The organism is Maricaulis sp. (assembly GCF_048270265.1).
GTDB lineage: Bacteria > Pseudomonadota > Alphaproteobacteria > Caulobacterales > Maricaulaceae > Maricaulis.
The window spans coordinates 1-22,240 of the sequence record NZ_JBLWTD010000015.1; the positions used below are offsets into that span (position 1 = coordinate 1).

The 22,240-nt window shown below is 65.1% G+C and carries 24 protein-coding genes; 17 read left to right on the plus strand and 7 right to left on the minus strand.

The window, feature by feature from the left end; genetic code table 11:
- The first annotated feature begins 188 nt into the window (after positions 1-188).
- The 9 genes from ACN0YF_RS09340 (at position 189) to ACN0YF_RS09380 (ending at position 7,798) form a co-directional block, all read left to right on the plus strand.
- Entirely contained in the window at positions 189-671 is a 483-nt protein-coding gene (locus ACN0YF_RS09340; RefSeq protein ID WP_417494162.1) for a hypothetical protein, read from the plus strand.
- A gap of 648 nt (positions 672-1,319) precedes the next feature.
- Positions 1,320-1,709 (plus strand): hypothetical protein, encoded by a 390-nt coding sequence (locus ACN0YF_RS09345; protein ID WP_417494163.1) that lies wholly within the window; start codon positions 1,320-1,322, stop codon positions 1,707-1,709.
- Positions 1,710-1,835: 126 nt separating this feature from the next.
- Entirely contained in the window at positions 1,836-2,276 is a 441-nt protein-coding gene (locus ACN0YF_RS09350) for a hypothetical protein (protein ID WP_417494164.1), read from the plus strand.
- Positions 2,277-2,693: 417 nt separating this feature from the next.
- Positions 2,694-3,839, plus strand: a complete 1,146-nt coding sequence (locus ACN0YF_RS09355; RefSeq protein ID WP_417494165.1) for a flagellin — start codon at positions 2,694-2,696, stop codon at positions 3,837-3,839.
- 71 nt (positions 3,840-3,910) lie between these two features.
- Positions 3,911-4,393 carry a hypothetical protein gene (locus tag ACN0YF_RS09360; protein WP_417494166.1) on the plus strand — a complete coding sequence of 161 codons (483 nt, stop codon included), beginning with the start codon at positions 3,911-3,913 and terminating at the stop codon, positions 4,391-4,393.
- Positions 4,394-4,484: 91 nt separating this feature from the next.
- Positions 4,485-4,913, plus strand: coding sequence for a hypothetical protein (locus tag ACN0YF_RS09365; RefSeq protein WP_417494167.1), 429 nt, complete (start codon positions 4,485-4,487; stop codon positions 4,911-4,913).
- Positions 4,914-5,027: 114 nt separating this feature from the next.
- Positions 5,028-6,077, plus strand: coding sequence for a DUF481 domain-containing protein (locus tag ACN0YF_RS09370; RefSeq protein ID WP_417494168.1), 1,050 nt, complete (start codon positions 5,028-5,030; stop codon positions 6,075-6,077).
- Positions 6,078-6,179: 102 nt separating this feature from the next.
- Positions 6,180-7,172: an SRPBCC family protein gene (locus ACN0YF_RS09375; protein WP_417494169.1), complete on the plus strand. Its 993-nt coding sequence runs from the start codon at positions 6,180-6,182 to the stop codon at positions 7,170-7,172.
- A 185-nt stretch (positions 7,173-7,357) separates the two neighbouring features.
- On the plus strand, positions 7,358-7,798 hold the full coding sequence (locus ACN0YF_RS09380; RefSeq protein WP_417494170.1) for a hypothetical protein: 441 nt from the start codon (positions 7,358-7,360) through the stop codon (positions 7,796-7,798).
- A gap of 315 nt (positions 7,799-8,113) precedes the next feature.
- On the opposite strand, the gene ACN0YF_RS09385 is transcribed toward ACN0YF_RS09380, so the two are convergent.
- Positions 8,114-9,046 (minus strand): homocysteine S-methyltransferase family protein, encoded by a 933-nt coding sequence (locus ACN0YF_RS09385; protein WP_417494171.1) that lies wholly within the window; start codon positions 9,044-9,046, stop codon positions 8,114-8,116.
- A gap of 26 nt (positions 9,047-9,072) precedes the next feature.
- On the minus strand, positions 9,073-9,981 hold the full coding sequence (locus tag ACN0YF_RS09390) for a neutral zinc metallopeptidase (protein ID WP_417481024.1): 909 nt from the start codon (positions 9,979-9,981) through the stop codon (positions 9,073-9,075).
- A 238-nt stretch (positions 9,982-10,219) separates the two neighbouring features.
- Between ACN0YF_RS09390 and ACN0YF_RS09395 the strand changes: the two genes are divergently transcribed.
- The 6 genes from ACN0YF_RS09395 (at position 10,220) to rpoH (ending at position 14,743) form a co-directional block, all read left to right on the plus strand.
- Positions 10,220-11,227: an N-acetylmuramoyl-L-alanine amidase gene (locus tag ACN0YF_RS09395; RefSeq protein WP_417494172.1), complete on the plus strand. Its 1,008-nt coding sequence runs from the start codon at positions 10,220-10,222 to the stop codon at positions 11,225-11,227.
- Positions 11,228-11,285: 58 nt separating this feature from the next.
- On the plus strand, positions 11,286-11,687 hold the full coding sequence (locus ACN0YF_RS09400; protein WP_417494173.1) for a hypothetical protein: 402 nt from the start codon (positions 11,286-11,288) through the stop codon (positions 11,685-11,687).
- A 96-nt stretch (positions 11,688-11,783) separates the two neighbouring features.
- A complete protein-coding gene (locus ACN0YF_RS09405; protein WP_417494174.1) occupies positions 11,784-12,377 on the plus strand; it encodes an RNA polymerase sigma factor in 594 nt (197 codons plus the stop codon).
- On the plus strand, positions 12,364-12,753 hold the full coding sequence (locus ACN0YF_RS09410) for a DUF6768 family protein (RefSeq protein WP_417481028.1): 390 nt from the start codon (positions 12,364-12,366) through the stop codon (positions 12,751-12,753). The genes ACN0YF_RS09405 and ACN0YF_RS09410 overlap by 14 nt, the downstream gene beginning before the upstream one ends.
- 72 nt (positions 12,754-12,825) lie before the next feature.
- Positions 12,826-13,677 carry an alpha/beta hydrolase gene (locus ACN0YF_RS09415; protein ID WP_417494175.1) on the plus strand — a complete coding sequence of 284 codons (852 nt, stop codon included), beginning with the start codon at positions 12,826-12,828 and terminating at the stop codon, positions 13,675-13,677.
- A gap of 172 nt (positions 13,678-13,849) precedes the next feature.
- Positions 13,850-14,743, plus strand: a complete 894-nt coding sequence (gene rpoH / locus ACN0YF_RS09420; protein ID WP_417494176.1) for an RNA polymerase sigma factor RpoH — start codon at positions 13,850-13,852, stop codon at positions 14,741-14,743.
- A gap of 28 nt (positions 14,744-14,771) precedes the next feature.
- Here rpoH and ACN0YF_RS09425 read toward each other — a convergent pair whose 3' ends face one another.
- On the minus strand, positions 14,772-15,446 hold the full coding sequence (locus ACN0YF_RS09425) for a lysoplasmalogenase (protein WP_417494177.1): 675 nt from the start codon (positions 15,444-15,446) through the stop codon (positions 14,772-14,774).
- Positions 15,447-15,510: 64 nt separating this feature from the next.
- Between ACN0YF_RS09425 and ACN0YF_RS09430 the strand changes: the two genes are divergently transcribed.
- Positions 15,511-16,767 (plus strand): alpha/beta hydrolase, encoded by a 1,257-nt coding sequence (locus ACN0YF_RS09430; protein WP_417494178.1) that lies wholly within the window; start codon positions 15,511-15,513, stop codon positions 16,765-16,767.
- Here the strand turns inward: ACN0YF_RS09430 and ACN0YF_RS09435 are convergent, their stop codons facing one another.
- Positions 16,768-18,045: a trypsin-like serine peptidase gene (locus ACN0YF_RS09435; protein ID WP_417494179.1), complete on the minus strand. Its 1,278-nt coding sequence runs from the start codon at positions 18,043-18,045 to the stop codon at positions 16,768-16,770.
- 184 nt (positions 18,046-18,229) lie between these two features.
- Between ACN0YF_RS09435 and ACN0YF_RS09440 the strand changes: the two genes are divergently transcribed.
- Positions 18,230-18,655 (plus strand): hypothetical protein, encoded by a 426-nt coding sequence (locus ACN0YF_RS09440; protein ID WP_417481034.1) that lies wholly within the window; start codon positions 18,230-18,232, stop codon positions 18,653-18,655.
- On the opposite strand, the gene ACN0YF_RS09445 is transcribed toward ACN0YF_RS09440, so the two are convergent.
- The 3 genes from ACN0YF_RS09445 to ACN0YF_RS09455 form a co-directional block, all read right to left on the minus strand.
- On the minus strand, positions 18,652-19,464 hold the full coding sequence (locus ACN0YF_RS09445; RefSeq protein WP_417494180.1) for a PhzF family phenazine biosynthesis protein: 813 nt from the start codon (positions 19,462-19,464) through the stop codon (positions 18,652-18,654). The two genes, ACN0YF_RS09440 and ACN0YF_RS09445, sit on opposite strands and share 4 nt — an antisense overlap.
- 30 nt (positions 19,465-19,494) lie before the next feature.
- Complete coding sequence (locus ACN0YF_RS09450) at positions 19,495-20,334, minus strand: thioredoxin family protein (RefSeq protein ID WP_417494181.1); 840 nt, start codon at positions 20,332-20,334, stop codon at positions 19,495-19,497.
- A gap of 89 nt (positions 20,335-20,423) precedes the next feature.
- Positions 20,424-22,199: an ABC transporter ATP-binding protein gene (locus tag ACN0YF_RS09455; protein WP_417494182.1), complete on the minus strand. Its 1,776-nt coding sequence runs from the start codon at positions 22,197-22,199 to the stop codon at positions 20,424-20,426.
- Positions 22,200-22,240 lie beyond the last annotated feature (41 nt).

Sequence of the window (22,240 nt, forward strand, 5' to 3'; positions counted from 1 at the left end):
CCGCTTTCAAAAGCCCCCACCCACACCCCACCTTAAACCCCATGCCGAGAGTCCGCCTCAGGGGACAGGCGCGGTCAAGGGCGCCGCAGGCGCCGCTTCGCGGTTTCACCCTTGACCGCACCTGTCCACTGAGGCCTTTTGGCTGGCAAGGGGTTTACGGGATGGCCTCGCCCGGGCGGAGGCTCAGGATGAAGCAAAAGAAATTCAGATTGTATGGCCTGGTCTGCCTGGTTTCAGCGCTGCTCCTCGCAGCCTGTAACCCGCTTCGGATCAATGAAAGCGTGCTGGTCTGCCTGCCGGCGGGCACGGGACCTGCGGACATGCGGGGCTTTATGCTCGACCTGTCGCTGCGCCATGGATTCGAGTTTGAGGAGAATGGCGACCAGGTCGCGCGCGATTTGAGGGCGACGGGTGGGGGCGCCGCCAGAATACTGCCTGACGATCCCCTCCATGCCGGGCTCTATCAGCGCCGGCAGGTCGTTATGAAGGCGACAAATCTCGGGCTCGACGATCATGAGATACTGGTGTCCTTTGCGCGTCGAGACACGCAAGCGGAGCTGGAGCGCTTCAAGGACGATGTCATTGCCGAGCTGAGTGAGCGCTGGGACACAAGGGTGTTCGACGGCTCGCCGGGGATCATCAAGGGGACATGCTCGTCGTCATCTGGCTGACTCAACGCCAATCTCATCGTCATCCCAGCGCAGGCCGGGACGCAGGATCACGCACCCACGCCCTCCTTCTCCGCGAGGAGAAGGTGCCCCGGATTTGATCCGGGGCGGATGAGGCGGGCCATGTTTCCGTCTGCAAGCGGGGCGCGGCCACCCTCACCCGCCCCTGCGGGGCACCCTCTCCCCAGGGAGAGGGCAGGGCGTCGGCGCCCTTATCCCCGCCCCACACCGCCCGCAAACCCCCGCCCCCAAAGCCCAACCCGGAAAATCCGCCCCGACTTGTCCCCGGCCCCTCGACCCGCGCGCATAATCGTCAACGGTTCCCGGGGTGGGAGGCGCAGGCCACGTCACTGATGCCCGGGAGCGAGCGGAGCCTGTCCGGGCGATCGATGTGACGATCGAAAGCGCTGGCAGGGCGTCCTCTCTTCACGTCCGAGGGCACTAAACGACCGACCCGAGTACGTGTGAGGATTGGAAACGGGGTGGAGACAGCCCGGGAAAACTCCGCGAGCGGGATGTCACGATGTCACGCGCTATTCCATTACCGGTTACCGGCATCGCCGGCATCCCGCTTGCCTCCCATCACTTCGGCGAACGCCGCGCGAAGCGCGCACCCGTGTGCGGGCGCGGCCACGAGACAAGGGATCCCCCATGACACGACACAATCCTGCACCGGCAGCCAAAACCGCCGCGGCCGAAGCGCCGGCCTCTGATCCGCTGGTTGCCCTGTATGAACACGAGGCGCTGAGACTGATGCTGCGCTGCCTCTACCGGCAATTCTACAATGAGGAGAATGCCGCGGCCGTCCGCACCGCCGCCACCCTGCTCAAATGCCTGCCGGCAGCACGCCGCGGCTGTGACTGGATCGACGCGCTGGACGCGATCGAGCGGGACTTCTCCGACGAACATCACGAGGACTATGAGCAGATCGAGCGTGAGTTTGCCTGGATGACGCCGGAGGAGAAGGACGCGGAAATCCTGGAGGCCTCTGGTGTCGGGCCGGAGGCTGCGGAGGAGGTTGCGGAGGAGGCGGAGGCGTGAGGCCTCGCCGCCGTCCTTCTCCCCGGGGAGCGGGCGGGCGTGTCGTCCGCGCCTCATCCCGCCCACACGCCCCGTTAATCCCGCCCGTGCTTGGCTGGCGCTTGAGCAAAACCTCGGGGAGGTCCCATGCGCATTTCCATCTACACCGGCTGTTTCAGGGCGCTTGCGGGCTGTGCGGTGGTCTTGATGCCATTTGCAGTGCCGGCCGCCGCGGCCCAGTCATCGGCCTCGCCGTCGGGGCAGGTGTATCAGACGCGCTTCGGGGCCGAGACGTCGTCGAGGCTGGCGATCGAGTTTGGCAGTGGCGAGGGCGAGGGCGGGGGCACGGTGAGCATTACCCAGCTCGACACCATGCCCTACCCGCCGCCGGCCGGCCTGGAATTCGGCATGCTGGGGCAATGGAGCCAGGCGGCGGACGGTTCGGTGACGGTCAGCGGCTCGCTCTATTTCCTGCCCGATGGCGGTCCGGCGATGTGCGAGAGCTGGGCGGCGGATTATTCCGGCGAGGAGGAGACCTGCTGGTTCAGCCATAATGGTGTCAGCTATGGCCCGCTCCTGCTGCAATAGGTGCCCGCCGGCGGCAAACGCCTGAAATTGCAATAAATTCAGCGCGCCTTCGGATCAGGTCCGGGCGGGGCCATCGCCCTGCCGGCGCAGGGCGAAACCGGCTTCGCTGCGCCGGCGGGGGAGAGCCGGCGGAGGCGGCCGAGGATTTCGGTATCATCCTGACTGGCGGCGGCGCCGGCGCGGCCTCAACCGAGTATCAATTCAACGAAGATGATGTGAACCAGAAGTAGCGGCAGCAGGCCTTGACGGGCGGGTTCGAACCCGGATCCGGCCCCGAAAACAAGCGCTTCAAAGAATTGATTTTCGCGATGCCGGGCGCGATTAACACTTCGTTTTCCATATTTTTGCGATAGTCCCCGAGCCCGGATAGCGGGTGGCAGATCCGGTTGGCAGAAGCCACCCAGTCTCGAGGGCAGAATGCTCAGCATGAACACCAATGCCGGTGCGTCTTCCGCGCTGCGCTCCCTGAGTTCAGTACACACCGACCTTGCTTCGGTGCGCACCCGTTTGAGCACAGGGCTCAAGGTTTCCTCTGCAGCGGATGATGGCGGATTATGGGGCATGGCCGCCGGGCTGCGCTCCGATATCGTCGATATGGGCACCGAGCTGGACAGCGTCAGCCGCACGGTCTCGACGCTCGAGGTCACGCTCGCCGCGCTCGACGGGATCAGCGATATCGTCATGGAGATGCGCGAGACGGCGCTGGCGTTGAGCGACAACTCGCTGGACGCCGCCTCATTCGCGGCGCTGGAAGCGGAATACGGGGCCCTGTTCGAACAGACGGTCAAGATGGCCGAGAGCGCCACCTTCAACGGTATCAACCTGCTCGACGGCTCGACCGTGTCGCTGGAACCTCTGGGCATGGACGCCATCGCCAGCGGCAATCTTGTCTCCCTGCTGCAGACCGGCGTCAGCTCGAGCCCGGCTGCCGTCGATGTGTTCGGGATTTACACCAATTATTCCAGTACCGTGACCGGAAGCTTCTCCGGCATCGACCATGGCACCTTCTCCGGCGATGTCTGGGGCAATGTCAGCGGCATTATCGGTGGCGATTTCAACGGCGATATCTACGGAAATTTCGACGGTATCATCGACGGCAATTTCAACGGCACACTCTACGGCACCTTCAGCGGTATTCTCGGCGGTGCGGTCAATGGCACCATCCACAATGGCGCTGTGGCGCCGCCCAACCCCTTCAGCTTCGATGCCGAACATGCCGCCTTCGAGGATGATATCTCCGGCTCCTTTACCGGTATCGACACCCCGTCGCCCGCCGATGCCACGGCCTATAAGGGACGGGTCTCCTCGCTGGGCACACTGCTCGGCGCGCTCGGAAAAATGTCGGCGCGCATGGGTACGACGCTGCGCTCGGCCGAGATGCAGCACACCTTCATGTCGCGCAAATCGGACGTGTATGAGACCGCGCGCGGCCAGCTGGTCGATACCGATCTGGCGCGTGACAGCGCCCGGCTGACCGCCTTGCAGACCCGCGAACAGCTCGCCGTCCAGGCGCTCGCCATCGCCAACGCCGCGCCCACCATGCTGACCCGCCTGTTCACCTGAGCCTCCGGCCGCGATTGACCGGCCCGGATACGCGTGAAAACGTAGCGGCTTAGCAATTCGGCGAGCATGTCATGTCCCAGGATCCCGGTGCTCCGGAAACACCAGACCCGGCCCCGGCCGCCAGCGCGGTGGCAAGTGCGCCCTGGTATAATCCCGATGTCAGCACGCTGGATGGCGCCCGGCGCGCCATCCTGCCCGGCGCGTGGCTGACCGGCGGCTATGCCGCCTTCCTGGCCGTGCATTTCATCTATCAACGCGTGTTCAATCCGGCCACCCTGGGCGATTATGACCCGGCGGATATCCTGGTCGTGGCGCCGGTCTTCACCGCCCTCCTGATCCTGTTTGCGCTCAAGGCATCGCGTATTGCCACCGGCCTGATGGTGATGTCTGCCATCGTCACGCTCCGCCATGGCGTTGATGTCCTGTTCGCGGGCGATATCGCGGCGGGACTGCTCCTGACGGCGACCGGTGCCGCGCTGACCGGCCTGTGCATGATCGGCTTTACCGCCGCCTGGCGCTATCACGACAGCGGCAGTGACCGGGCCGACGCATAAAATGCGGCATGGCCGCTAAGTGCGATCTTAACGCCCGTCCGCTAGACCCGTCCCGAACCCGAATCGATCCCGGAAAGAAGCGGAAAACCCTATGAAAACCATGCTCCTGGCCAGCCTGACCCTCGTCCTTGCCGCCCCCGTCGCCCTCGCCGATGACGGCCCCGCCGGCCAGACCTTCACGGCGGTTGCCACACGGGACACCGATTTCGCCCGCACCGGCCAGACGGCGACGATCCGTTTCGAGGAAGGTGGCAGTGTCACCGTTTCCGGTATTTCCGACGCGATGGGGTCCGACCCGTGGACAAGCGACTGGCAAGAGCAATCCAACGGCGAGATCTCAAATGGCGTCTCCATCTTCTGGATGGACCCCTGGGGTGGCAGCCCGATCTGCAGAAGCTGGCCGGATTATCCGATCGGCGCCGATATCGAATCCGTCGGCGGTGACTGGGAAGCCACCGGCGTCTGCTGGCTTGGCCCGGACGGTGGCGATCTGGCCTGGCGCATCACGCGCACGGAATAGGCTCCGGGTGGGCCGCCAGGCGGGGCAAGCCACCAAATCTTAAGGATGATTGCCTAGCTCTGGTGCCAGAGCGAGGCGGCCTTCCCGGGGCCGCAGCCAACCGGGAAGACTGCCATGCCCACGACTCTTCCGGCCCCGATTGCGGCCGCTTTTCTGAGTGTCATCGCCCTTGGCGCACCGGCCGCCGCCGACATCCCGCAGGCCTATCAGGCACTGCTCGCCGAGGCGGCCGAACGCCAGGATGACGATGCGCGTTTCCTCGAGACCGCCGACATGGTCGCCGTGCTGGTCGAGGGCGGACGCGCGGCCGTGCATGCCGACATCCTCGCCCATCTGCCGCACCGCGCCGGCGCCGTCGCCGACTGGCCATTGCCTGACCCTGTCGCAGCCCCGGCCCCGGCCTCCACGCCGGTGCCACAGCCCGAGCACCGTGATCTTGGCGGTGCCCCGATCGATCTGAGCGAAGCGCCCGAGGGCTCCGGTGGCTGGCTGGCCGGCTCGATCCGCATGCTGCGCCCGGACAGCTGGGCCGGCCATGTCCGCGCCGGCCTCCAGCTGGAACGCGGCAATTCCGAACTCACCGACTTCACCTTCGCCATCGAACTCGACCGCGAGCTTGAACATGGCTGGCGCATCGACAGCCAGTTCGAATATTTCCTGTCGGAGAACGCCGCAAACACCACGCGCGACAACTGGCTGGTCGAGCTCCGCACCACGCGCGAACTCGACAGCGGGATCGGCTATTATGGCGGCGGCTCCTATGAGCGCGACCTGGTGGGCCTTTATGAACGCTCCGCCTTCGTCACCGCGGGCGGGATCTGGCATGCGCTGGACGGGCCGAAGCTGGACTGGGTGCTGCGCGCCGGTGCCGGCCAGCGTTTCCGTGAGGACCGCCTCAATGGCGAGACCTATACCGACTGGGTCGCCGAGGCCGGATCGAGCCTGCACTACCAGATTTCCGAAACGGCCCGCTTCGGCTCGGAGACGACCGCCTTTCTCGGCGGCGGTTCGCGCATCGATCAGCGCTTCACCCTGACCAATCGCCTGTTCGGCAACTGGGCCGTCCAGACCGGCCTGCGCATCGAGCACGAGTTCGACGTGCGCCCCGGCTATGAACCGACGGATGCGCGGCTGGACATCTCCCTGCTCTACGCCTTCGACTGATCCCTACCGCCGGCGGTACGGCGATCACGCCGCACTGGCGTCCGCGCGCCATTCACGGCAATCTCGCGACGCCGGCGGGAGCGTCGGCATGAGGGGGCGGGCATGAGCGAAATCGAACGACCGGGAAAGGCCTGGATCTGGGTGGGCGTGCGGCTTTTGCTCGTCTTTGCCAAACTGGTCCTGCTGGCTGGCCTCTTCTACGCCCTCGGTGGCACCGATGCCGGCGCGGGCCTTGCCGGCGGATTTACCACCCTGTTCGGCCTGCCCTTCTGCCTGGGTGCCATTATCCAGTTTGCGATCAGTCCCGATGGCAAGGCGAAAGCGAGCGGGACCGGGGTCATCGTCGGCTTCCTCCTGCTGGCGGTGATGGTGATTGTCGGTGTCTTCTTCCTTGAGGGCCTGATCTGCATGGTCTTCCTGGCGGTGCCGTGGTGGATCAGTGCCTGGCTGGGCGCACTGGTTGTCAGCGGGCTGCACGCGCGTTTTCGCCAGCGCGCCGTGCTGCATAGCGCGGGCCTGATCGTCCTGCCCTTTGCCATGCTCTTGCTGGGACCGCTCGCCGCCAATCCGACACATCATTTCGAGGTCCGGCGCTCGGTGGTGATCGCGGCGGCGCCCGATCAGATCTGGCCGCATCTTCTGGCGCTGGAAAATCTCTCGGACGATGAGGGCGTCTGGACGATTGCCCAGGACGTGTTGCGCATTCCGCGGCCACGCTCGGCGCTGGTAGTGGGTGAGGGCGTGGGGGCCGTGCGGTTGGCGCGCTGGGGCGAGCATATCGGGTTCGAGGAGCATGTGACGGGCTGGTCGCAGAACGACCATCTGGCCTGGCGCTTCGTCTTCCCCGACGACTCGGTCGCGCGCTATACCGACGCCCATATCGGGCCAGACAGCGAATTTCTCGGCATCGAGACCGGCAGCTATACGCTCACGCCGCTCGCCAATGGCCGTACCCGTCTCACGCTGACCACGCGCTACCGCGCCACCAGCCCGGCCAATCACTATAGTGCCGTGTGGGGCGAGATCATCCTGGGCGGGATCCAGCGCAATATCCTCACCGTTATCTCGGATCGCAGTGAAGCGATGGCGGGCTAGGCGGAGGAGTTTTCCGCCCGCGAAATCCCGCCAGTTTACGCCCGCCTTTCAGCGCCGCACCACGCGCCTCCCGCCTTGCGCACGCGGTGGCAGACGGCCCGCCTGATCCGGCTTGACGCCATGCCCGTTAAGCGGGAATGATGGGGTGTGGCAGCAGGGAGGTTGTGATGTTGGCTATGGCGATAATGATGATGTTGCAGCTGCGCGAAGTGCCGCTGGCCCCGCCTGGCTATGCCTGGAACAAACCCGGTGTGGCGCAGGCGGAATTCGAGGCTGATCTTGCGGCATGCGGGGCCGTCTATCGCGAGGCCCTGCCGCCGGCCGCGGTTCGCGATTACTTCGGTGGCGGCGGTCTGGCCCCCAACAGCCTCAATACCTATTCCGGCACGGAGGTTCATGACGAGCGGGCCGTCGAGGCCTGGGATGACTGCTATCTGGAGCGCGGCTATCGCGCCACCGGGCTCTCAAGGCCGGAAGAGCGCCAGATCTATGGCCGCTATATCACCGACGAGCAGCGCCGCGAGCGGCTCTACGTCATTGCGGTCGCCGGGGACCGGCGCATCAAATCGCTCGGTGATGAAGCGCAGGGTGTTTTCATCAACCCGTCGGAGCTGACCCCGCACTGAGGTCCGCCGCCATCAGGGACGGGCAGGGCCACAGGCACTGGCGGCAATCGGGGGAGGCCCGGCCGTCCTGCAGCCGGGGCCAGCCCCCTCACATGTTCGCTATTTCTTGCCCGGCGGCACGATGGTGCCCTTGGTCGATGGGGCGGCGGCGATGGTTTTCTTCTTTTCCGCTTTCGGCTTCTTGGTTTCCTTGTTGGACTTCATCTGACCCTTGGCCATGTCATGCTCCTTTGAGCGAGGTCCGGCGGACCGCGTGGGTTGATAATACGCTGGCCCGGGGCGGCGCGATAGAGCTGTTATTATGCCGGCCGGATTTCAGACGCAGGCTTCGCTGATCGCGGCGATATGTCTGTCGTCCGTGCCGCAGCAACCGCCAAGCAAGGTCAGGCCGGGATGTTTGGCGCGCAGATCGCGGTAGAGCGCGGCCAGTTTGAGCGCATCGCCGGGATCGAGTTCGGTTGAATTGTCCAGTTCCGCATGGCTCTTGCGCGAGGCATTGGCGCGCAGCCCGGTGATGCGCCGCGTCCAGGCTTCGCCGCCGTCGAGGATGTCGCGGAAATGGTCCGGATGGGCGCAATTGATCATGAAGCTCTCGGCTGCCGCGCCGGTCGCCGCATCCACCGCCTCTATGGCCTCCCCGAGCGACTGGCCGCCGGGCAGACGCCCGTCGGTTTCCGTGGTGAAGCTGATCATGCAGGGCAGGCCGGCCGCCTGTGCGGCGCGGACAATTCCGATCGCTTCGCTGGAATGGGTGACAGTCATGGCGGCAGCGCCATCGGCGCCGGCGGCCACGAAACTGGCGATCTGGGCGGTGTGATAGGCCTCGGCCTCATCGGCACTCATCACGGTGTCGGGATGGTAGGCATCAAAGCGCGGCCCGATACTGCCCTGGACCGGCATCGGGCTGGAGGGGGTCTCATGCGTGTCACGCATGGCCTGCATGAAGCCGATCGCTTCGCGATTGATGTGGTCGAGGCCGATTGCATCATAGCCCAGCTTCGCGCCCCAGTCGGCATTGGCGCGCCAGGTCGGGGCTCCAAGGATGAAGCCGAGCCGGTGCTTGAGCGCGATGGCGATATGGCGCTCCCAGTAGTCGGTCAGCCGGGCGCGGCCTGCGGCGGTCTCGAGCAGGGGGAAGGCGGCGAATTCCGGCAGGTCGAGGCCGCAATCGAACACCAGCCAGGTTTCCAGCCCGCTATCGGTGAGACGGATCTTGCTGCCGGGACGGGCAGGGCCGGGCTGTTCCATATCCGCAGCCTCCGCAGGTGTGATGATCAGAGCTGCGCCGCGGAGAAGGTGTCGCAGGACGAGACTTCGGGATTGTCGAAGCCGCGCATGAACCAGCGCTGGCGCTGGGCGGCGGAGCCGTGGGTGAAGCTGTCGGGCACGACGCTGCGGCCGGCGCGGCGCTGGATGGTGTCGTCGCCGACGGCTGCGGCGGCGGCCATGCCTTCATCGATATCGCCGGGTTCCAGCAGGTTGAAGCGCTGATCCGCGCGCGCCGCCCACAGGCCGGCAAAGCAATCGGCCATCAGCTCGACGCGCACCTGCATCAGATTGGCCGCAGCCCCGCCGCCGCGCCGGCCTTCGGCGTCAGCACGGTCGAGAATGCCGAGCAGGTTTTCGACATGATGGCCGACCTCGTGGGCGAGCACATAGGCCTGGGCGAAGTCGCCATTGCCGGCACCCATTTGCGCCAGCTCGTCATAGAAGCGGACATCGATATAGACGCGCTCGTCGGCGGGGCAATAGAACGGCCCCATCGCCGCCTGGGCAAAGCCGCAGGCTGAGGAGACGGCGTCGGAGAAGAGCACGAGTTTCGGTTCGCGATATTGCTGGCCGGCCTCGGCGAAGACGGCCGTCCAGACCTCCTCGGTATCGGCGAGCATGACGGCGGCAAAGCGCGCTGCCTCTTCCGTGCCGGCGGGAATTTCGCCTTCGATCGTGGCCGGCTCGGACGGGCCGCCGGTGAGATTGTTGAGCGCGGTATCCACGCCGCCGCTGAACAGGCCGATACCGCCAACAACGATGACCGCGAGGACGACACCCTTCCAGCCGAAAATGCGCAGCAGGAGCGGCAGGAGGGCCAGCAGCCCGCCGCCACCGCCACCACCGCCGCTATAGCGGGTGCCGCGCTGGTCGATCACATTGCGGCTTTCACGCCGTCCGCGCCACTGAACCATGGGGCTGTCTCCTGAAACCTGGCCTGGCCGCTTGCGGCAGCCCTGTGCTGTCCATCCGGCACCGGCAGGATAGGCGAGAAGCAGCGGCACGCACAGACCCGGTTTCACTGCCCGCCGGCGGGCGTGTTTGTCCTCGCCTGTCCCGGACGGGGTTATGCTGGTGCACGTGTCGGGCGAGCCCCTGTACCCGGGACGCGAAGCAGTTGTATAAGAACCCTAATTGTTCTGGGGAGGGCACATGACGGATCAAATTATCGCGCGCGGGCGCACGAACGCCCGGGTCAATGTCCGGATGGGCGCGCCAGCCCTGTCGGCGCCGATCCGCGAGATACTGGACGCGGGCACCGAAATATTCATCACGGCGACGGTGAGCGGCCAGGATATTGGCGGCAATGACCAATGGTATGCCTGTCGCGGCAATGTCTTTGTCTGGAGCGGCGCCTGTGAGGACTATCGCGACGAACCGGCGCCGCCCGGCGATGACGAGGACGAGATAGAACGTCCGCCCCGCTTTGAACTCGGTGAGGTGATGCAGCCGGAATTCGAGACCCTGCCCGGTGTGTTCCACAAGGTGCGCGGCTATCGGCCCGAGGGTCTGGAAGGGCTGATCGTGCACTTCGACGCGGCGCGAACCCTGCCCGACAGTGATCGCTCGACCACTGCCGTGATGCGGTATGCCGCCGAGCAGGGCTATCATTATGGCGGGATCAGCCGTTCCGGCCGTATCTTCCTGCCCCAGGGCTTCAGCTGGGAAGGCTGGGGGTATCATGCCGGCGCCAGCGAATGCCCGGTTACCGGCCGCAAGGGCGTCTCGCAATATTATGTCGGCTTCGAGCTCAATAATCCCGGCATGTTGTACCCGGCGCGCCAGACCGGTGTCTTCTGCCCCTGGTTCAATGCCGAGCGCGATGATCATGGCCGCGTCGTGCTCGATGATGACGGGCGCTGCACGCGCCTGGACGAAAACGGCGAGTGGTATCGCGACTATGAGGTGCGGCTGTGCGAGGGCGGCAATATCAGCAAGGGTTGGTATCTGCCCTATAGCGCCGAGCAATTCGCATCACTGACCCGGATCTGCATCTGGCTGTCGCGCCGCTTTCCCGAGAGTTTCAGCCTGGAACGGGTGTTCGGTCATGACGAGGTTTCGCCGGGCCGCAAATCCGATCCGGGCGGTGCGATGGGTACGCCGACCGAGTTGATGACCATGGCCGAGTTTCGCGCCTGGCTCGTGCAACTGGCGCGCTAGAGGCTCCGTTAACCGGTTTGTGGCAAGCTTGAGCCCTGTTTGCCTGTAGAGGTGAGGCATGAGCAAGTCCGTGACGTCGAGTTTCAGACGCGTTTCCGACCATTTCGAACCCGATCTGGTCCAGGACCCGGCCGAGCAGCGCAAGCTGCGCGGTCATCTCGAACAGATCGATTACACGGTCTCCGCTGCCAATCAGGCCGTGATCCAGAAGGAAATCCATCACGTCTCGATTGAGGATTTCCGCAATCTCGCCCTGACCGCTGCCAAGGCGCGCACAGCCTGGGTAAGCACCGCAGTCGAGCTCGCCAGGACCCACAGGGATCTCGAGCCGACCGAACTGGCCCGGCTGTCGCATCTGCGCGGCGTCTATGATGAATTGTCGGAAGCCTATGAAGCCATGCGCCGCATGGTCGAGCGCGGTTACCTGACCTATCACAAGGGCCTGCCCGCCAAGAGCTGAATGATCCGCACAACGGATTGAACCCTTTTCGCCACGCCGCACACCTATAGTCTGAACGGGGCCGTCTGAGGCCCGACGGACGGGGTGGCAGGGCGGATGCAACGCGACAGCAAACGGGTTCTTGGCGAGTATCTTGTCATCGCGGCACAAACCGGCGACCGCAAGGCCTGTGATCAACTGGCGCAGCTCTGGCAGCCCGCCCTGCTGCGTCACGCTCTGCGCCTGACCGGTGATGGCGAGCTGGCCCGCGACACCCTGCAGGACGCCTGGATCGATATCTTTCGCGGCCTGGATGGCCTCGCCGACGCCGCCGCCTTTCCCGCCTGGGCCTATCGTATCGTCACCCGCAAGAGTGCGCGCAGCATTCGCGGTCTGCAGCGCCGGCGCCAGACCAGCGCCGCGCTCGCAGCGGAGCCGGCAAGAGAGAATCCCGGCGAACGGGATGCGCAAAGCGCCGCCGATCGCGGGCCTCTCGCCCGTGCCCTGGCCGCCCTGCCGCATGAGCAGCGTACGGTGATGGCGCTTTTCCATATCGACGCCTTCACGGTCGCGGAGATTTCCGTCGCCCTCGGCGTCCCGGTGGGCACGATCAAGACCCGCCTCATGCATGCCCGCCGCAAGATGCGTGCGGCGCTGGAAATGCCCGATACCCCAACACCCAACCCAGGAGGTCGTGATGACCGGAAGTGACAAGGATCTCGATGCCATGATTGCCGAGGCGCTCGATGCCGAGGACCGGCAATTGCTGGAGCAGTTCGGCGAGGAGCCAGGCTATTTTTCCCAGGCCATCAGCCTGTTTGGCGGCCGGCTCGGCTGGGTGGTGTGGGTGACCTATGTCGTCAATATTGCCGCTGCCGGACTGGCGATCTGGGCCGGCTGGCATGTGGTCACGGCTACCGATCCGCTGATGGCGATCCGCTGGGGCGTCGCCACACTGGCAGCCCTGCAGGTCGGCCTCTTCATGAAAGGGTTCATGGGGCAGCAATTGCTGAACAACCGGGTGATCCGGGAAGTGAAGCGGCTGGAGTTGCAGCTGGTCCGCAGCCAGGCCCGCCACGGGGGCTAGACCAGACAGCTGTTGGCAGACGGGTGTGTTTGCGGCAAGACAGGCCAGACACACCTTCGCCGGAGATAATCGATGCGCCCGAACCCGTTTTTCCGACTGCTTGGCCTCGCTGCCGCTACCGTCGCCCTGGCGGCCTGCCAGCCCGAGCCGGCACCCGAGCCGGGGACGCAGACCCCGATCATCATCGGCCATGAGATCGTGCTCGACTCCGCCATTTATGGCGGGCCGCGTACCATCACCGTCTCGCTGCCCGCGAGTTATGGCGACGGCAATCGCCGCTATCCGGTGCTCTATCTCGTCGATGGCGGCGCGCAGCAGGACTTTGTCCCCATGGCCGGCATGTCGGCACTGGGCAGCCTGTCGATGCAATACCGCGAATTCATCCTGGTCGGGGTGCAGACCGATAATCGCTATGTCGAGCTCACCGCGCCTTCAGACCTGGCCGAGGATCTGCGCTGGTTGCCGGACAATGGCGGTGCCGCCGATTACCGCAGCCACATGCTCGATGAGGTCAGGCCCTGGATCGAAGAGCGCTATCGCACCTCCGGCGAGAACGCGATCATCGGTGAGAGCCTGGCGGGCCTCTTCATCACCGAGACCTTCCTGCGCGCGCCGACCAGTTTCGATCATTATATCGCCGTCAGCCCCTCGCTCTGGTGGCGCGCCGAAGGCCTGAGCCATGAGGCGGCCGACCTGCTCGCGGCGGGCGAGTTCGGCGGCCATTCGCTCTTCCTGACCATCGCCGATGAAGGCGAAGACATGCAGACGAGCATGGACCGCCTGGTTGCCGCGCTTGAAGCCGGTGCGCCGGACGATCTCACCTGGTGGTATCAGCCGATGCATGACGAGCACCACAACACCATCTACAATCCGGCGACACTGCAGGCCCTGCGGCTGGTCTTCGCGCCGGAGGAGGGCGAATAATTCGCGCATTTCATCGGTGAATACCCGCCATGCGCGGCAATATGCCCATCAATGGCGGTCACAGGGTTGTGATACACTCGCAATTGCAAATCCGGCTTCCTAAATAGGGTTCGGACAGGGAAATGGCGCCTTGCACAAGGGCGCCGTTTTCCCAGCAGGGATAGGGAAAATCATGGCCAATGCACTGTCAATCTCGCTGTCTCCCGAACAGGGACTGTCGCGCTATCTCTCCGAGATTCGCCGCTTTCCCATGCTCGAGAAGGATGAGGAATTCATGCTCGGCAAGCGCTGGCGCGAGCATCAGGATGCCGAAGCGGCGGAAAAGCTCGTCACCTCGCATCTGCGCCTGGTGGCCAAGATCGCCATGGGCTATCGCGGCTATGGCCTGCCGATCGCCGAAGTGATTTCCGAAGGCAATGTTGGCCTGATGCAGGCCGTCAAGAAATTCGACCCGGAAAAGGGTTTCCGCCTCGCCACCTATGCGATGTGGTGGATCCGCGCCTCGATCCAGGAATATGTCCTGCGTTCCTGGTCGCTGGTGAAGATGGGCACGACCGCGGCCCAGAAAAAGCTGTTTTTCAACCTGCGCCGGATGAAAAGCCAGATGCAGGCGATCGACGAGAATGATCTCAAGCCGGAACAGGCCCAGGCGATCGCGACCAAGCTCGGCGTCACCACCGATGAGGTGATGTCGATGAATGGTCGCATGGCCGGCGGTGATGCCTCGCTCAACGCGCCGCTGCGCGGCACCGAGGGCGAGGGCCAGTGGCAGGACTGGCTGGCCGACGACAATGCCGAAAGCCAGGAAGACGAGCTGGTCGAGAGCGATGAGTTCGACACCCGCATGCAATTGCTGCAATCGGCGATGGGCGAGCTCAATGAGCGCGAACAGCATATCCTGCAGAAACGCCGCCTGTCGGAAGAGCCGGAAACCCTGGAAGAACTGGCCGCGCATTTCGGCGTCAGCCGCGAGCGCATCCGCCAGATCGAGGTTCGCGCCTTCGAAAAGCTTCAGAAGGCGATGAAGGAAATGGCGGCCGAACAGGGCCTGATGGCCGACGCCTGATCACACCCTTGCGAAACGGCGCCCGGCTTCAGGTCCGGGCGCTGTCTTCGGGATGGCTCAGTCCGAGGGCGATACAGGCCTGGCCGCCGAAATAGCAGACCCAGACTACCGGTCCCGCCCAGTCGAGCATGCCGGCAAACATGCGCCAGGCCAGCACCGCGTCGGACACCAGGAATAGCAGCGCGCCAATGACGGCCAGCTTCGGTGCCCGGCCGATCAGGGCCAGCGCCACCATCAACAGGATAATCCCGTTGTAGATGCTCGCCGCGATCCGCAGCTCGCCGAAATGGGGCTGCAGCGCCACCAGCATCGCCGCGCCGAACGCGATGATGACCGCCGTTGCCAGATAGCCCGGCAGGCCGCGATTGCCCTTGCGTCGCCACTGGTCGGCGAACAGGCCGATATAGATCAGATGCCCGATGCCGAAGGCGACAATCCCGAGCGCCTGCTGTGTCGGCTCCAGCGCCAGGAAGGCGTCACCGGCCGATCCGGCCAGCAGGCCGAGGCCCAGCCAGAGCCGGCCCTGTTTCAGGGCATAGACACCAAGCAGGACCACGCCGCCGGCCTTGATGAAGACATTGAGCGGATAAGGCGCGCCCAGTCCGAAATCATCGAGCAGATAGACCGCGCCCAGCACCAGGGCGGCGAGCAGGATCAGCCGCGATGTCTGGTCCCGGGCGATGGTGATCGGTGTGGCAGTCATGGTCTTCCCCCCTGATTGCGTGGCAGGCTAGACTGGCAGCGAGGACCGGCAAAGGGGTAAATTCATGACGGGAATGCCGGTTTTGCTCGCCCTGGTGCTGGCCACGGCCGCGATGGATGACGCGCCGGCTCCGGACGCCGCTGTCAGCCTCGCGGAAATCGAAACCCTGTTGAGCCAGCAGCCCGGTGCCGTCGAACTGGCCTGGACCCGGTTGAGCCACCATGGTCTGCCGCGCATCGAGCCGATCGCCGGGGATAACGGGCGATCGCGGGTTACCTTTCTTTACAAGGCCGGCAGCGAGGTCACCGATGTGCGGCTCAACAGCGTCATCAATGCCGTGCGTGTCGACTGGCCGGTCGAGGATTTCAATCGCGATTTTGCCCTGCCGATGCAGCGCATTGCCGGCAGTCCGATCTGGCGTCTGACGCTTGATGTGCCGCGCGATGTCCAGGCCAGTTACAGTTTTCTCGTCACCGGGCCACGCGGCACCCGGCGCGTCAGCGATCCACGCAATTCGCGGCGCTTGCGCGGCGGTGCTGCCGAGGCGTTGCTGACCCTTGATCGCGCCGGCGATCTGTCGCCGCTGTTACCGGTGCCGCCATACCGCCTGCCGGAGGGGCAGATGCGGCAGATCGAGAGCGAGGCACTGGCCCGGCCGGTCATGCTGGACATCCACCCCGCTGCCACCGGCGATGCCGATGCGCCGGTCCTGATCCTCTATGACGCCTTCAATTGGGGTGAGCGGGCCCCGGCCTGGGAGATCGTGCACAATCTCGCCGAGACCGGGCGCATCCCGCCCATGCATGTTGTGCTGATCGACCAGCTCGACCCGGCCAGCGAACACAGCCGCTATGCCGACCAGACCGCCTTCATTGCCGACGAGCTCCTGCCCTGGCTGCGTGCTGAATTCGGCTGGCGCCTGGCGCGCGAGGATGTGCTGCTCGGCGGGGCCTCGCGGCGCGGGCTGTCGGCGGCCATCACCGGGCTGACACGGCCCGAGGCGATCGGGACGGTCGTGTCACTGTCGGGCTCATTCTATTGGGCACCACCGGATGAAGCGCCTGAATGGCTGGCGCGTCAGCTGGGCGAAGCACCGGCCGGGGCCCCGCGCTTCCAGCTTGCCGCCGGTTCACTGGAATATGTCGTCACTTCGACCAATCAGGGTCATGTGATGCTCGAGACCAATCGCAACATGGCCCAAGCGCTCACCGCCGCCGGCTATGAGACCCGTATGCGGATCTATCCCGGCGGCCATGATATCGCGGCCTGGCGGCTGGCGCTGGCGGACAGTCTGCAGGCGCTTTACGGACCTGCGGACTGATTATTTGACCGGCTTGCCGATGGGCTGCGCGCTGGTGCCGTTCGTGCCGATCCGTCCGGCGACGAAGTCATCATAATATTGCAGCCAGGCTTCCGAGCGCACCGCGATATATTTCATCGGCTCACCCGGTGTCGGACGGAAATTCGAATCCGTGGCGACCACGAAATACTGGTTGCCTTCGCGCACCATGAAGGGCGATCCGCTATCGCCGCGGGTGGTATCGCAATTGTGGGCCATGGTGTTGTCGTTGAAAATCTCGGTCATGTGGCAGCCGATATTGCCCGACAGATGGGCGCCGGTATCCCAGCTATAACCGGCCTGGTAGAGATCGGCGCGCATCGCCTCGCGATTGCCCCGGGTCTGGATCAGGCCGCGAACTCCGGCATGGCCAAGCTCGGCGCCGAGCGGACGGTCGATGCGGAGCAGGGCCCAGTCGGTGCCATCGAGATCATTGCCATTGCTGAAACGCTCCTCATCCCAGCGAGGGTCGATCATATAGCCGGTGACGCGCGCTTCCAGCGGCCCGCCGCGACGGTCATAGGCCGTGCGGAAGACGGCACTGGCGTCGGTGACGCCGTCTTCATTGATGCAATGCGATGCGGTGATCAGGACATTGTCGGCGATCAGCGTCGCCGTGCAGGCGCCGCCGCTGTCGAGATCGATCTGGCCGACGACGTTCCACGGCGCCGCTGAGGTATCCATGAAGACGCGGTCGTCGTGGCCGAAATAGTGATCATTGATGGTCAGGGGACGTTCGCGGCCATAGCAGTCGGCGCGGTCGGTGCGCGCGTCGCAGCTGCCATCGCCGGTGCCCGGCTCATTGCAGACGCCGTCGAAGGCGGTGTCGCAGCTGTCATTGCGGAAGCGCAGGCCGATGATGGCGCCGCAATCGGAAAGGTCGGTGGCCTGCGTACAGGCGCCGGTCCCGAAACCGGGCTCGTCGCACTCGCCATCATTGGCCCACTGGCAGCTGTCATCCTCGACGCCATCGGCGATGCGCCAGCAATCGGAATAGTCCGTGCCCTGGTCGCAGGCGCCGGTGCCGATGCCCGGGTCGTCACATTCGCCATCATTGGCCCAGCGGCAGGTATCCACGCCGCGATAGCTGGAGGTGGAGACATCGCCGGGGCGCTGGGGTTTCTGGATCCGGTGCAGCCAGCGGCCAATCTCGCGGCTGGAAAGGGCATCAGCGGGGCCGCCGGCGAGGGCCGGTTCATCGGCCTGGCTCGCGGAGACACACAAAATGGCGGCCAATGCCGCGATCAGACCTGTACGCATCAACTCAAACTCCTGTCCCCTTTGCCTGGCTGCTTATCGGGCAATTGCCCGCCTGCACCAAGCCTGAACCGCCATTCTATCGTTCATGAAGATGACTGACAGCTGAACGGCGCATTCAAGACCGTTTCAGCCGGGGTTTGATGGAGTGGCGGTTCCGGAAAGTCTGACATCACAGGAGAGCCCCATGAAAGCCCGTTTCAAGATCGCCGCCGCTGCCATTCTCGCTTTCGCGGGCATGGCAGCCCTGCCAGCTGTTGCCAGCGCCGGCACCTGGCATGTCAACGCTGCCGCCTGCCCGGATTTGCGAGAGGACCGGTTCGACGCCCGGCGCAATACCGGCCGGGGCGATTTGCGTGAGGATCGCCGGGACCGCCAGGTCATCAGCTGCCCGGCTCATGCCTGGCGCTATGCACCGGATCGCTACGAGCGTGTTGCCCTGCAGCGCGTCGCCGCGCCGCTGACGGTCTATCGTGACCGCGCCGGTGGCTATTATGCCCGCAACCGGCATGGCGCGACCTACCGCGTCGATGTGGTGATCGACTATCCACGTGGCACCGGGCGCTCCGGTTATCGCCGCGACAATTATCGCGGTCATCCGCGGCGCCACTAGAGCGTGATCCTGCCCTCCAGATAGCGCGGCGCGTGGCCATACAGGGCCACGCGTTCGCCCTGGAGTTCGACCTCGAGTGCACCGGGCCTCGGCCCGATCTGGCGCGCGCTCATGCGCGTCTTGCCGAGACGTTCGCCCCAATAGGGGGCCAGGGTGCAATGGGCTGAACCGGTGACCGGGTCCTCATCGACCCCGGACGCCGGCGCAAAGAAGCGGGACACGAAATCCGTGTGCCCGCCCGGCGCCGTCAGGATGATATTGGTGTCGAGCTGACGCAGCCGGCCGTGATCGGGTTCGGCCAGCCGCACAGCGGCCTCGTCGGCCATCACCCACATCTGATACCGCGCGCCATGGATGCGATTGACGTTCATCACCGCGACCGGCCCCGTCTCGACGCCAAGGGCGGCCTCGATAGCCTGGTTCCGTCCGCCTGGCTGGAAGCCGATCTGCGGCAGGTCCATCGCGAAGGCCGCGCCATCGCGCCGGACCCGGAGCTCGCCCGAGCGGGTGTCAAACACGGCGGCATCTCCGGCGACCCGCCCTTCGGTTAGGACGACAGCCCCGGCCGCCAGCGTTGCATGACCGCACAGATCGACCTCGAGTGCCGGGGTGAACCAGCGCAATTGCCAGCGATCCTTGCCGCCCGGCACCAGGAAGGCCGTTTCCGAGAGATTATTGGATGCGGCAATACCCTTCAGGATCCGGTCGTCAGGGAAGGCCTCGAGCAGGCAGACACCGGCGGGATTGCCGGTAAAGGCCTGGCCCGGTTCGGCAAAGGCATGGATTTCGAAATAGGGTATCGACGACATGGGATATGTCCCGTGCGGCGCAGGCAAGACCTACCAGCGCGCGCTTTCATGGGGCTGGAATTCGAGATGGAGGTCGGGGTTCCGGTGGTCAAACACGGCAACGATCTCGCTTGAAACCGGCGCTTCGCCGGCCAGTTCGGTCAGCGCATTGGTGACCATCGAGCGCGCCGAGGCCCGAAGCCGGGCGATCTGGCGGGGCAGCGCGCGGCGCCATTCATCGACCTCGTCATAGCCGGCCATGAAATCCTCCGGCCGCTCGTTCTCGGGCAGGGCGCGCCAACGGCCGACATCTACATAGGCCCGGGCGAGGCGATGGCCTTCCTCTTCCTCGAAGACCTCGATCTCGATCAGCATTGCCTGATAGATCAGCGAACTCTCGACGACCCCGCCCGTGGCCGGAACTTCGCCGGCCCAGCGGGCGAAATAGGCGCGCGCCTCTTCGACCGGTGTCGAGGCGGCCGTGCCCCAGGCTTCACGCTGATCGCGATTGAGCAGGGTCTCGTCGGCCGGATCGATGATCATCACCATCGGGGTCGCATACAGGGCCGCGACGCCGAAGCGGCGGATCACGTCCTGGTTCTGGTCGCGCCAGCCGACATCAATGAAGCGTGTGACGTAATGATCGCGCAGGGTTGCGGCCAGCTCCGGGTCCTGGAAATGCCCGGCCAGGCCGCGGCTGTCATGGCACCAGTTGGCCCCGAAGACGAGCAGGAGGCGTTTGTCGGCGGCGCGAGCCTCTTCCAGCGCGGCATCGACCTGCTCCATGGCGGAATAGTTCTGGTCGAAGGGCGACGGGGAGGGTGCGTGCTCCTCGGCGATCGCCACCGGCGCGATCAGGAACAGGGCAAACAGGCTGGCAATCAGACGCATGGGGACCTCGAAATGACTCTGGTCACGAGACAAGCACGCCGCGCCCTGCAACGCCAGTCAAGCTGGTGTGAAGGGCGCGGCGGCCTGCATTACCCCGCGGCCAGCGAGGCCAGGCGCGCATAGGTACCATCATCACGGCTGGCCAGTTCGTCATGGCTGCCCTGCTCGACAATACGTCCCTTGTCGAACACCAGAATGCGGTCGGCATCGCGGATGGTCGACAGCCGGTGGGCGATGATGATCGTGGTGCGATCCTTCATCACGGCTTCCATGGCCAGTTTCACATCGCGTTCGGTCTCGTTGTCGAGGCTGGAGGTGGCCTCGTCGAGGATCAGGATCGGCGCATCGGCGAGGATGGCGCGGGCGATCGCGACGCGCTGGCGCTCGCCGCCAGACAGCTTCACCCCGCGTTCGCCCACCAGCGTCCGGTAGCCGAGCGGCAGACGTTCGATGAAGGCGTGCGCGTGCGCGGCCTTCGCGGCGGCGATGATCTCCGCCTCGCTCGCATCCGGTGAACCGAAGGCGATATTCTCCGCGATCGTGCGGTGAAACAGCGCCGGGTCCTGCGGCACCAGTGCCACATTCTGGCGCAAGCTCGCCTGCGCCACCTCGCGCACATCCTGGCCGTCAATCTCGACCGAGCCTTCATTGACGTCATAGAGGCGCTGCACCAGCTTGACGAAGGTCGACTTGCCCGAGCCCGTCGCCCCGACCAGCGCGACTTTCTCGCCCGGTTCGATGGTGAGCGAGAAGTCGCGATAGAGCGGCCGCGCCTGCCCCTCATAGGTGAAGCCAACGCGGTCAAAGCGGATTTCGCCCGATCCCGGTTCGAATTCGCGGGCATCGGCGGCGTCCTCGACCGTGCTTTCCTGGAGGTCGAACACGGCGAGATCCTGCAATTCATCCATCGAGCGCTGGATCGCCTGCACCTGTTCACCGAAGCGGCGCATATAGCCCGACACCAGCATGTAGGAGGCCAACGCCGCGACGACATCGCCGGCCGTGGCCGCCCCGCGCGACCATTGCCAGACCAGCAGGCCGACCAGGCCGGCCTGCATCGACAGGTCGGTGGCGATATTGACCAGCCAGGAATTGACGAAGCGCAGCCAGGTCTTCTTGGTTTCGGTGCGCCAGCGCCAGGTCAGCTCGTGAAAGCGCTCATCCTCGCGCGCCTCGGCGCCGAAGCTCTTGACGGTCGCGATCCCGCCGACGGCATCGGCGAGGGCGCCGCCGATCTGGGAATCGAGGGCGTTGGAGCGCATGTTTTGCGGGCGGATATAGAAACGGCTCAGCATCAGCGAGGAGGCGATGAAGATCGTCATCACCACCAGCACCACACCGCCAACCAGCGGCCAGCGCACGGCCATCACCACCGCGACGCCGAACATCACGCCCAGCGAGGGCGCCAGGCCGAGGAAGATATTGACCGTGATGGTGTCGTAGGCCCACATCCCGCGCGTGATCTTGCGCACGACCGAGCCGGCAAAGGTATTGGCATGCCAGTCGAGCGAGAGCCGCTGCACCTTGGAAAAGGCCTCGGTTGTCAGGTCCGCCATGTTCGCCGACGAGAAGGGTACTTCGCAGCGCGAGGCCGACTGGCGAACGATGTAATAGGCGACAGCCGTGCCAAGATAGAGCGCAAAGGCCGGCCAAGGCTGGCCCGTTTCCGGACCGGCTGCCAGCGCGTCGATCAGATGGCCCGCGGCCACGGGGATATAGACCTCGGCCACTGTCGCCAGCACCATAAAGACAATGATCCCGGCCAGAAGCCAGGGCCGTCGCATCCATTGGCGGCGCAAATATCCCAGCACCTGGAGGTTGGTCAGCGTATGTTGGGTGGGCGTTTCGGTATCGGCAATGGACATGGCAGTCGCGGACCGTGCGGTCCGTCCTCATGAAAGCAATC

Excerpts from the sequence above, each read along its gene's own strand:
- ACN0YF_RS09370 (WP_417494168.1), top strand. The coding sequence starts at position 5,028 with ATGCCCACGACTCTTCCGGCCCCGATTGCGGCCGCTTTTCTGAGTGTC.
- ACN0YF_RS09455 (WP_417494182.1), bottom strand. The coding sequence starts at position 22,199 with ATGTCCATTGCCGATACCGAAACGCCCACCCAACATACGCTGACCAAC.
- ACN0YF_RS09440 (WP_417481034.1), top strand. The coding sequence starts at position 18,230 with ATGAAAGCCCGTTTCAAGATCGCCGCCGCTGCCATTCTCGCTTTCGCG.
- ACN0YF_RS09375 (WP_417494169.1), top strand. The coding sequence starts at position 6,180 with ATGAGCGAAATCGAACGACCGGGAAAGGCCTGGATCTGGGTGGGCGTG.
- ACN0YF_RS09340 (WP_417494162.1), top strand. The coding sequence starts at position 189 with ATGAAGCAAAAGAAATTCAGATTGTATGGCCTGGTCTGCCTGGTTTCA.
- ACN0YF_RS09390 (WP_417481024.1), bottom strand. The coding sequence starts at position 9,981 with ATGGTTCAGTGGCGCGGACGGCGTGAAAGCCGCAATGTGATCGACCAG.
- ACN0YF_RS09450 (WP_417494181.1), bottom strand. The coding sequence starts at position 20,334 with ATGCGTCTGATTGCCAGCCTGTTTGCCCTGTTCCTGATCGCGCCGGTG.
- ACN0YF_RS09425 (WP_417494177.1), bottom strand. The coding sequence starts at position 15,446 with ATGACTGCCACACCGATCACCATCGCCCGGGACCAGACATCGCGGCTG.
- ACN0YF_RS09360 (WP_417494166.1), top strand. The coding sequence starts at position 3,911 with ATGTCCCAGGATCCCGGTGCTCCGGAAACACCAGACCCGGCCCCGGCC.
- ACN0YF_RS09415 (WP_417494175.1), top strand. The coding sequence starts at position 12,826 with ATGCGCCCGAACCCGTTTTTCCGACTGCTTGGCCTCGCTGCCGCTACC.
- ACN0YF_RS09345 (WP_417494163.1), top strand. The coding sequence starts at position 1,320 with ATGACACGACACAATCCTGCACCGGCAGCCAAAACCGCCGCGGCCGAA.
- ACN0YF_RS09400 (WP_417494173.1), top strand. The coding sequence starts at position 11,286 with ATGAGCAAGTCCGTGACGTCGAGTTTCAGACGCGTTTCCGACCATTTC.
- ACN0YF_RS09385 (WP_417494171.1), bottom strand. The coding sequence starts at position 9,046 with ATGGAACAGCCCGGCCCTGCCCGTCCCGGCAGCAAGATCCGTCTCACC.
- ACN0YF_RS09435 (WP_417494179.1), bottom strand. The coding sequence starts at position 18,045 with ATGCGTACAGGTCTGATCGCGGCATTGGCCGCCATTTTGTGTGTCTCC.
- ACN0YF_RS09350 (WP_417494164.1), top strand. The coding sequence starts at position 1,836 with ATGCGCATTTCCATCTACACCGGCTGTTTCAGGGCGCTTGCGGGCTGT.
- ACN0YF_RS09430 (WP_417494178.1), top strand. The coding sequence starts at position 15,511 with ATGACGGGAATGCCGGTTTTGCTCGCCCTGGTGCTGGCCACGGCCGCG.
- ACN0YF_RS09365 (WP_417494167.1), top strand. The coding sequence starts at position 4,485 with ATGAAAACCATGCTCCTGGCCAGCCTGACCCTCGTCCTTGCCGCCCCC.
- rpoH (WP_417494176.1), top strand. The coding sequence starts at position 13,850 with ATGGCCAATGCACTGTCAATCTCGCTGTCTCCCGAACAGGGACTGTCG.
- ACN0YF_RS09395 (WP_417494172.1), top strand. The coding sequence starts at position 10,220 with ATGACGGATCAAATTATCGCGCGCGGGCGCACGAACGCCCGGGTCAAT.
- ACN0YF_RS09410 (WP_417481028.1), top strand. The coding sequence starts at position 12,364 with ATGACCGGAAGTGACAAGGATCTCGATGCCATGATTGCCGAGGCGCTC.
- ACN0YF_RS09380 (WP_417494170.1), top strand. The coding sequence starts at position 7,358 with ATGATGATGTTGCAGCTGCGCGAAGTGCCGCTGGCCCCGCCTGGCTAT.
- ACN0YF_RS09405 (WP_417494174.1), top strand. The coding sequence starts at position 11,784 with ATGCAACGCGACAGCAAACGGGTTCTTGGCGAGTATCTTGTCATCGCG.
- ACN0YF_RS09355 (WP_417494165.1), top strand. The coding sequence starts at position 2,694 with ATGCTCAGCATGAACACCAATGCCGGTGCGTCTTCCGCGCTGCGCTCC.
- ACN0YF_RS09445 (WP_417494180.1), bottom strand. The coding sequence starts at position 19,464 with ATGTCGTCGATACCCTATTTCGAAATCCATGCCTTTGCCGAACCGGGC.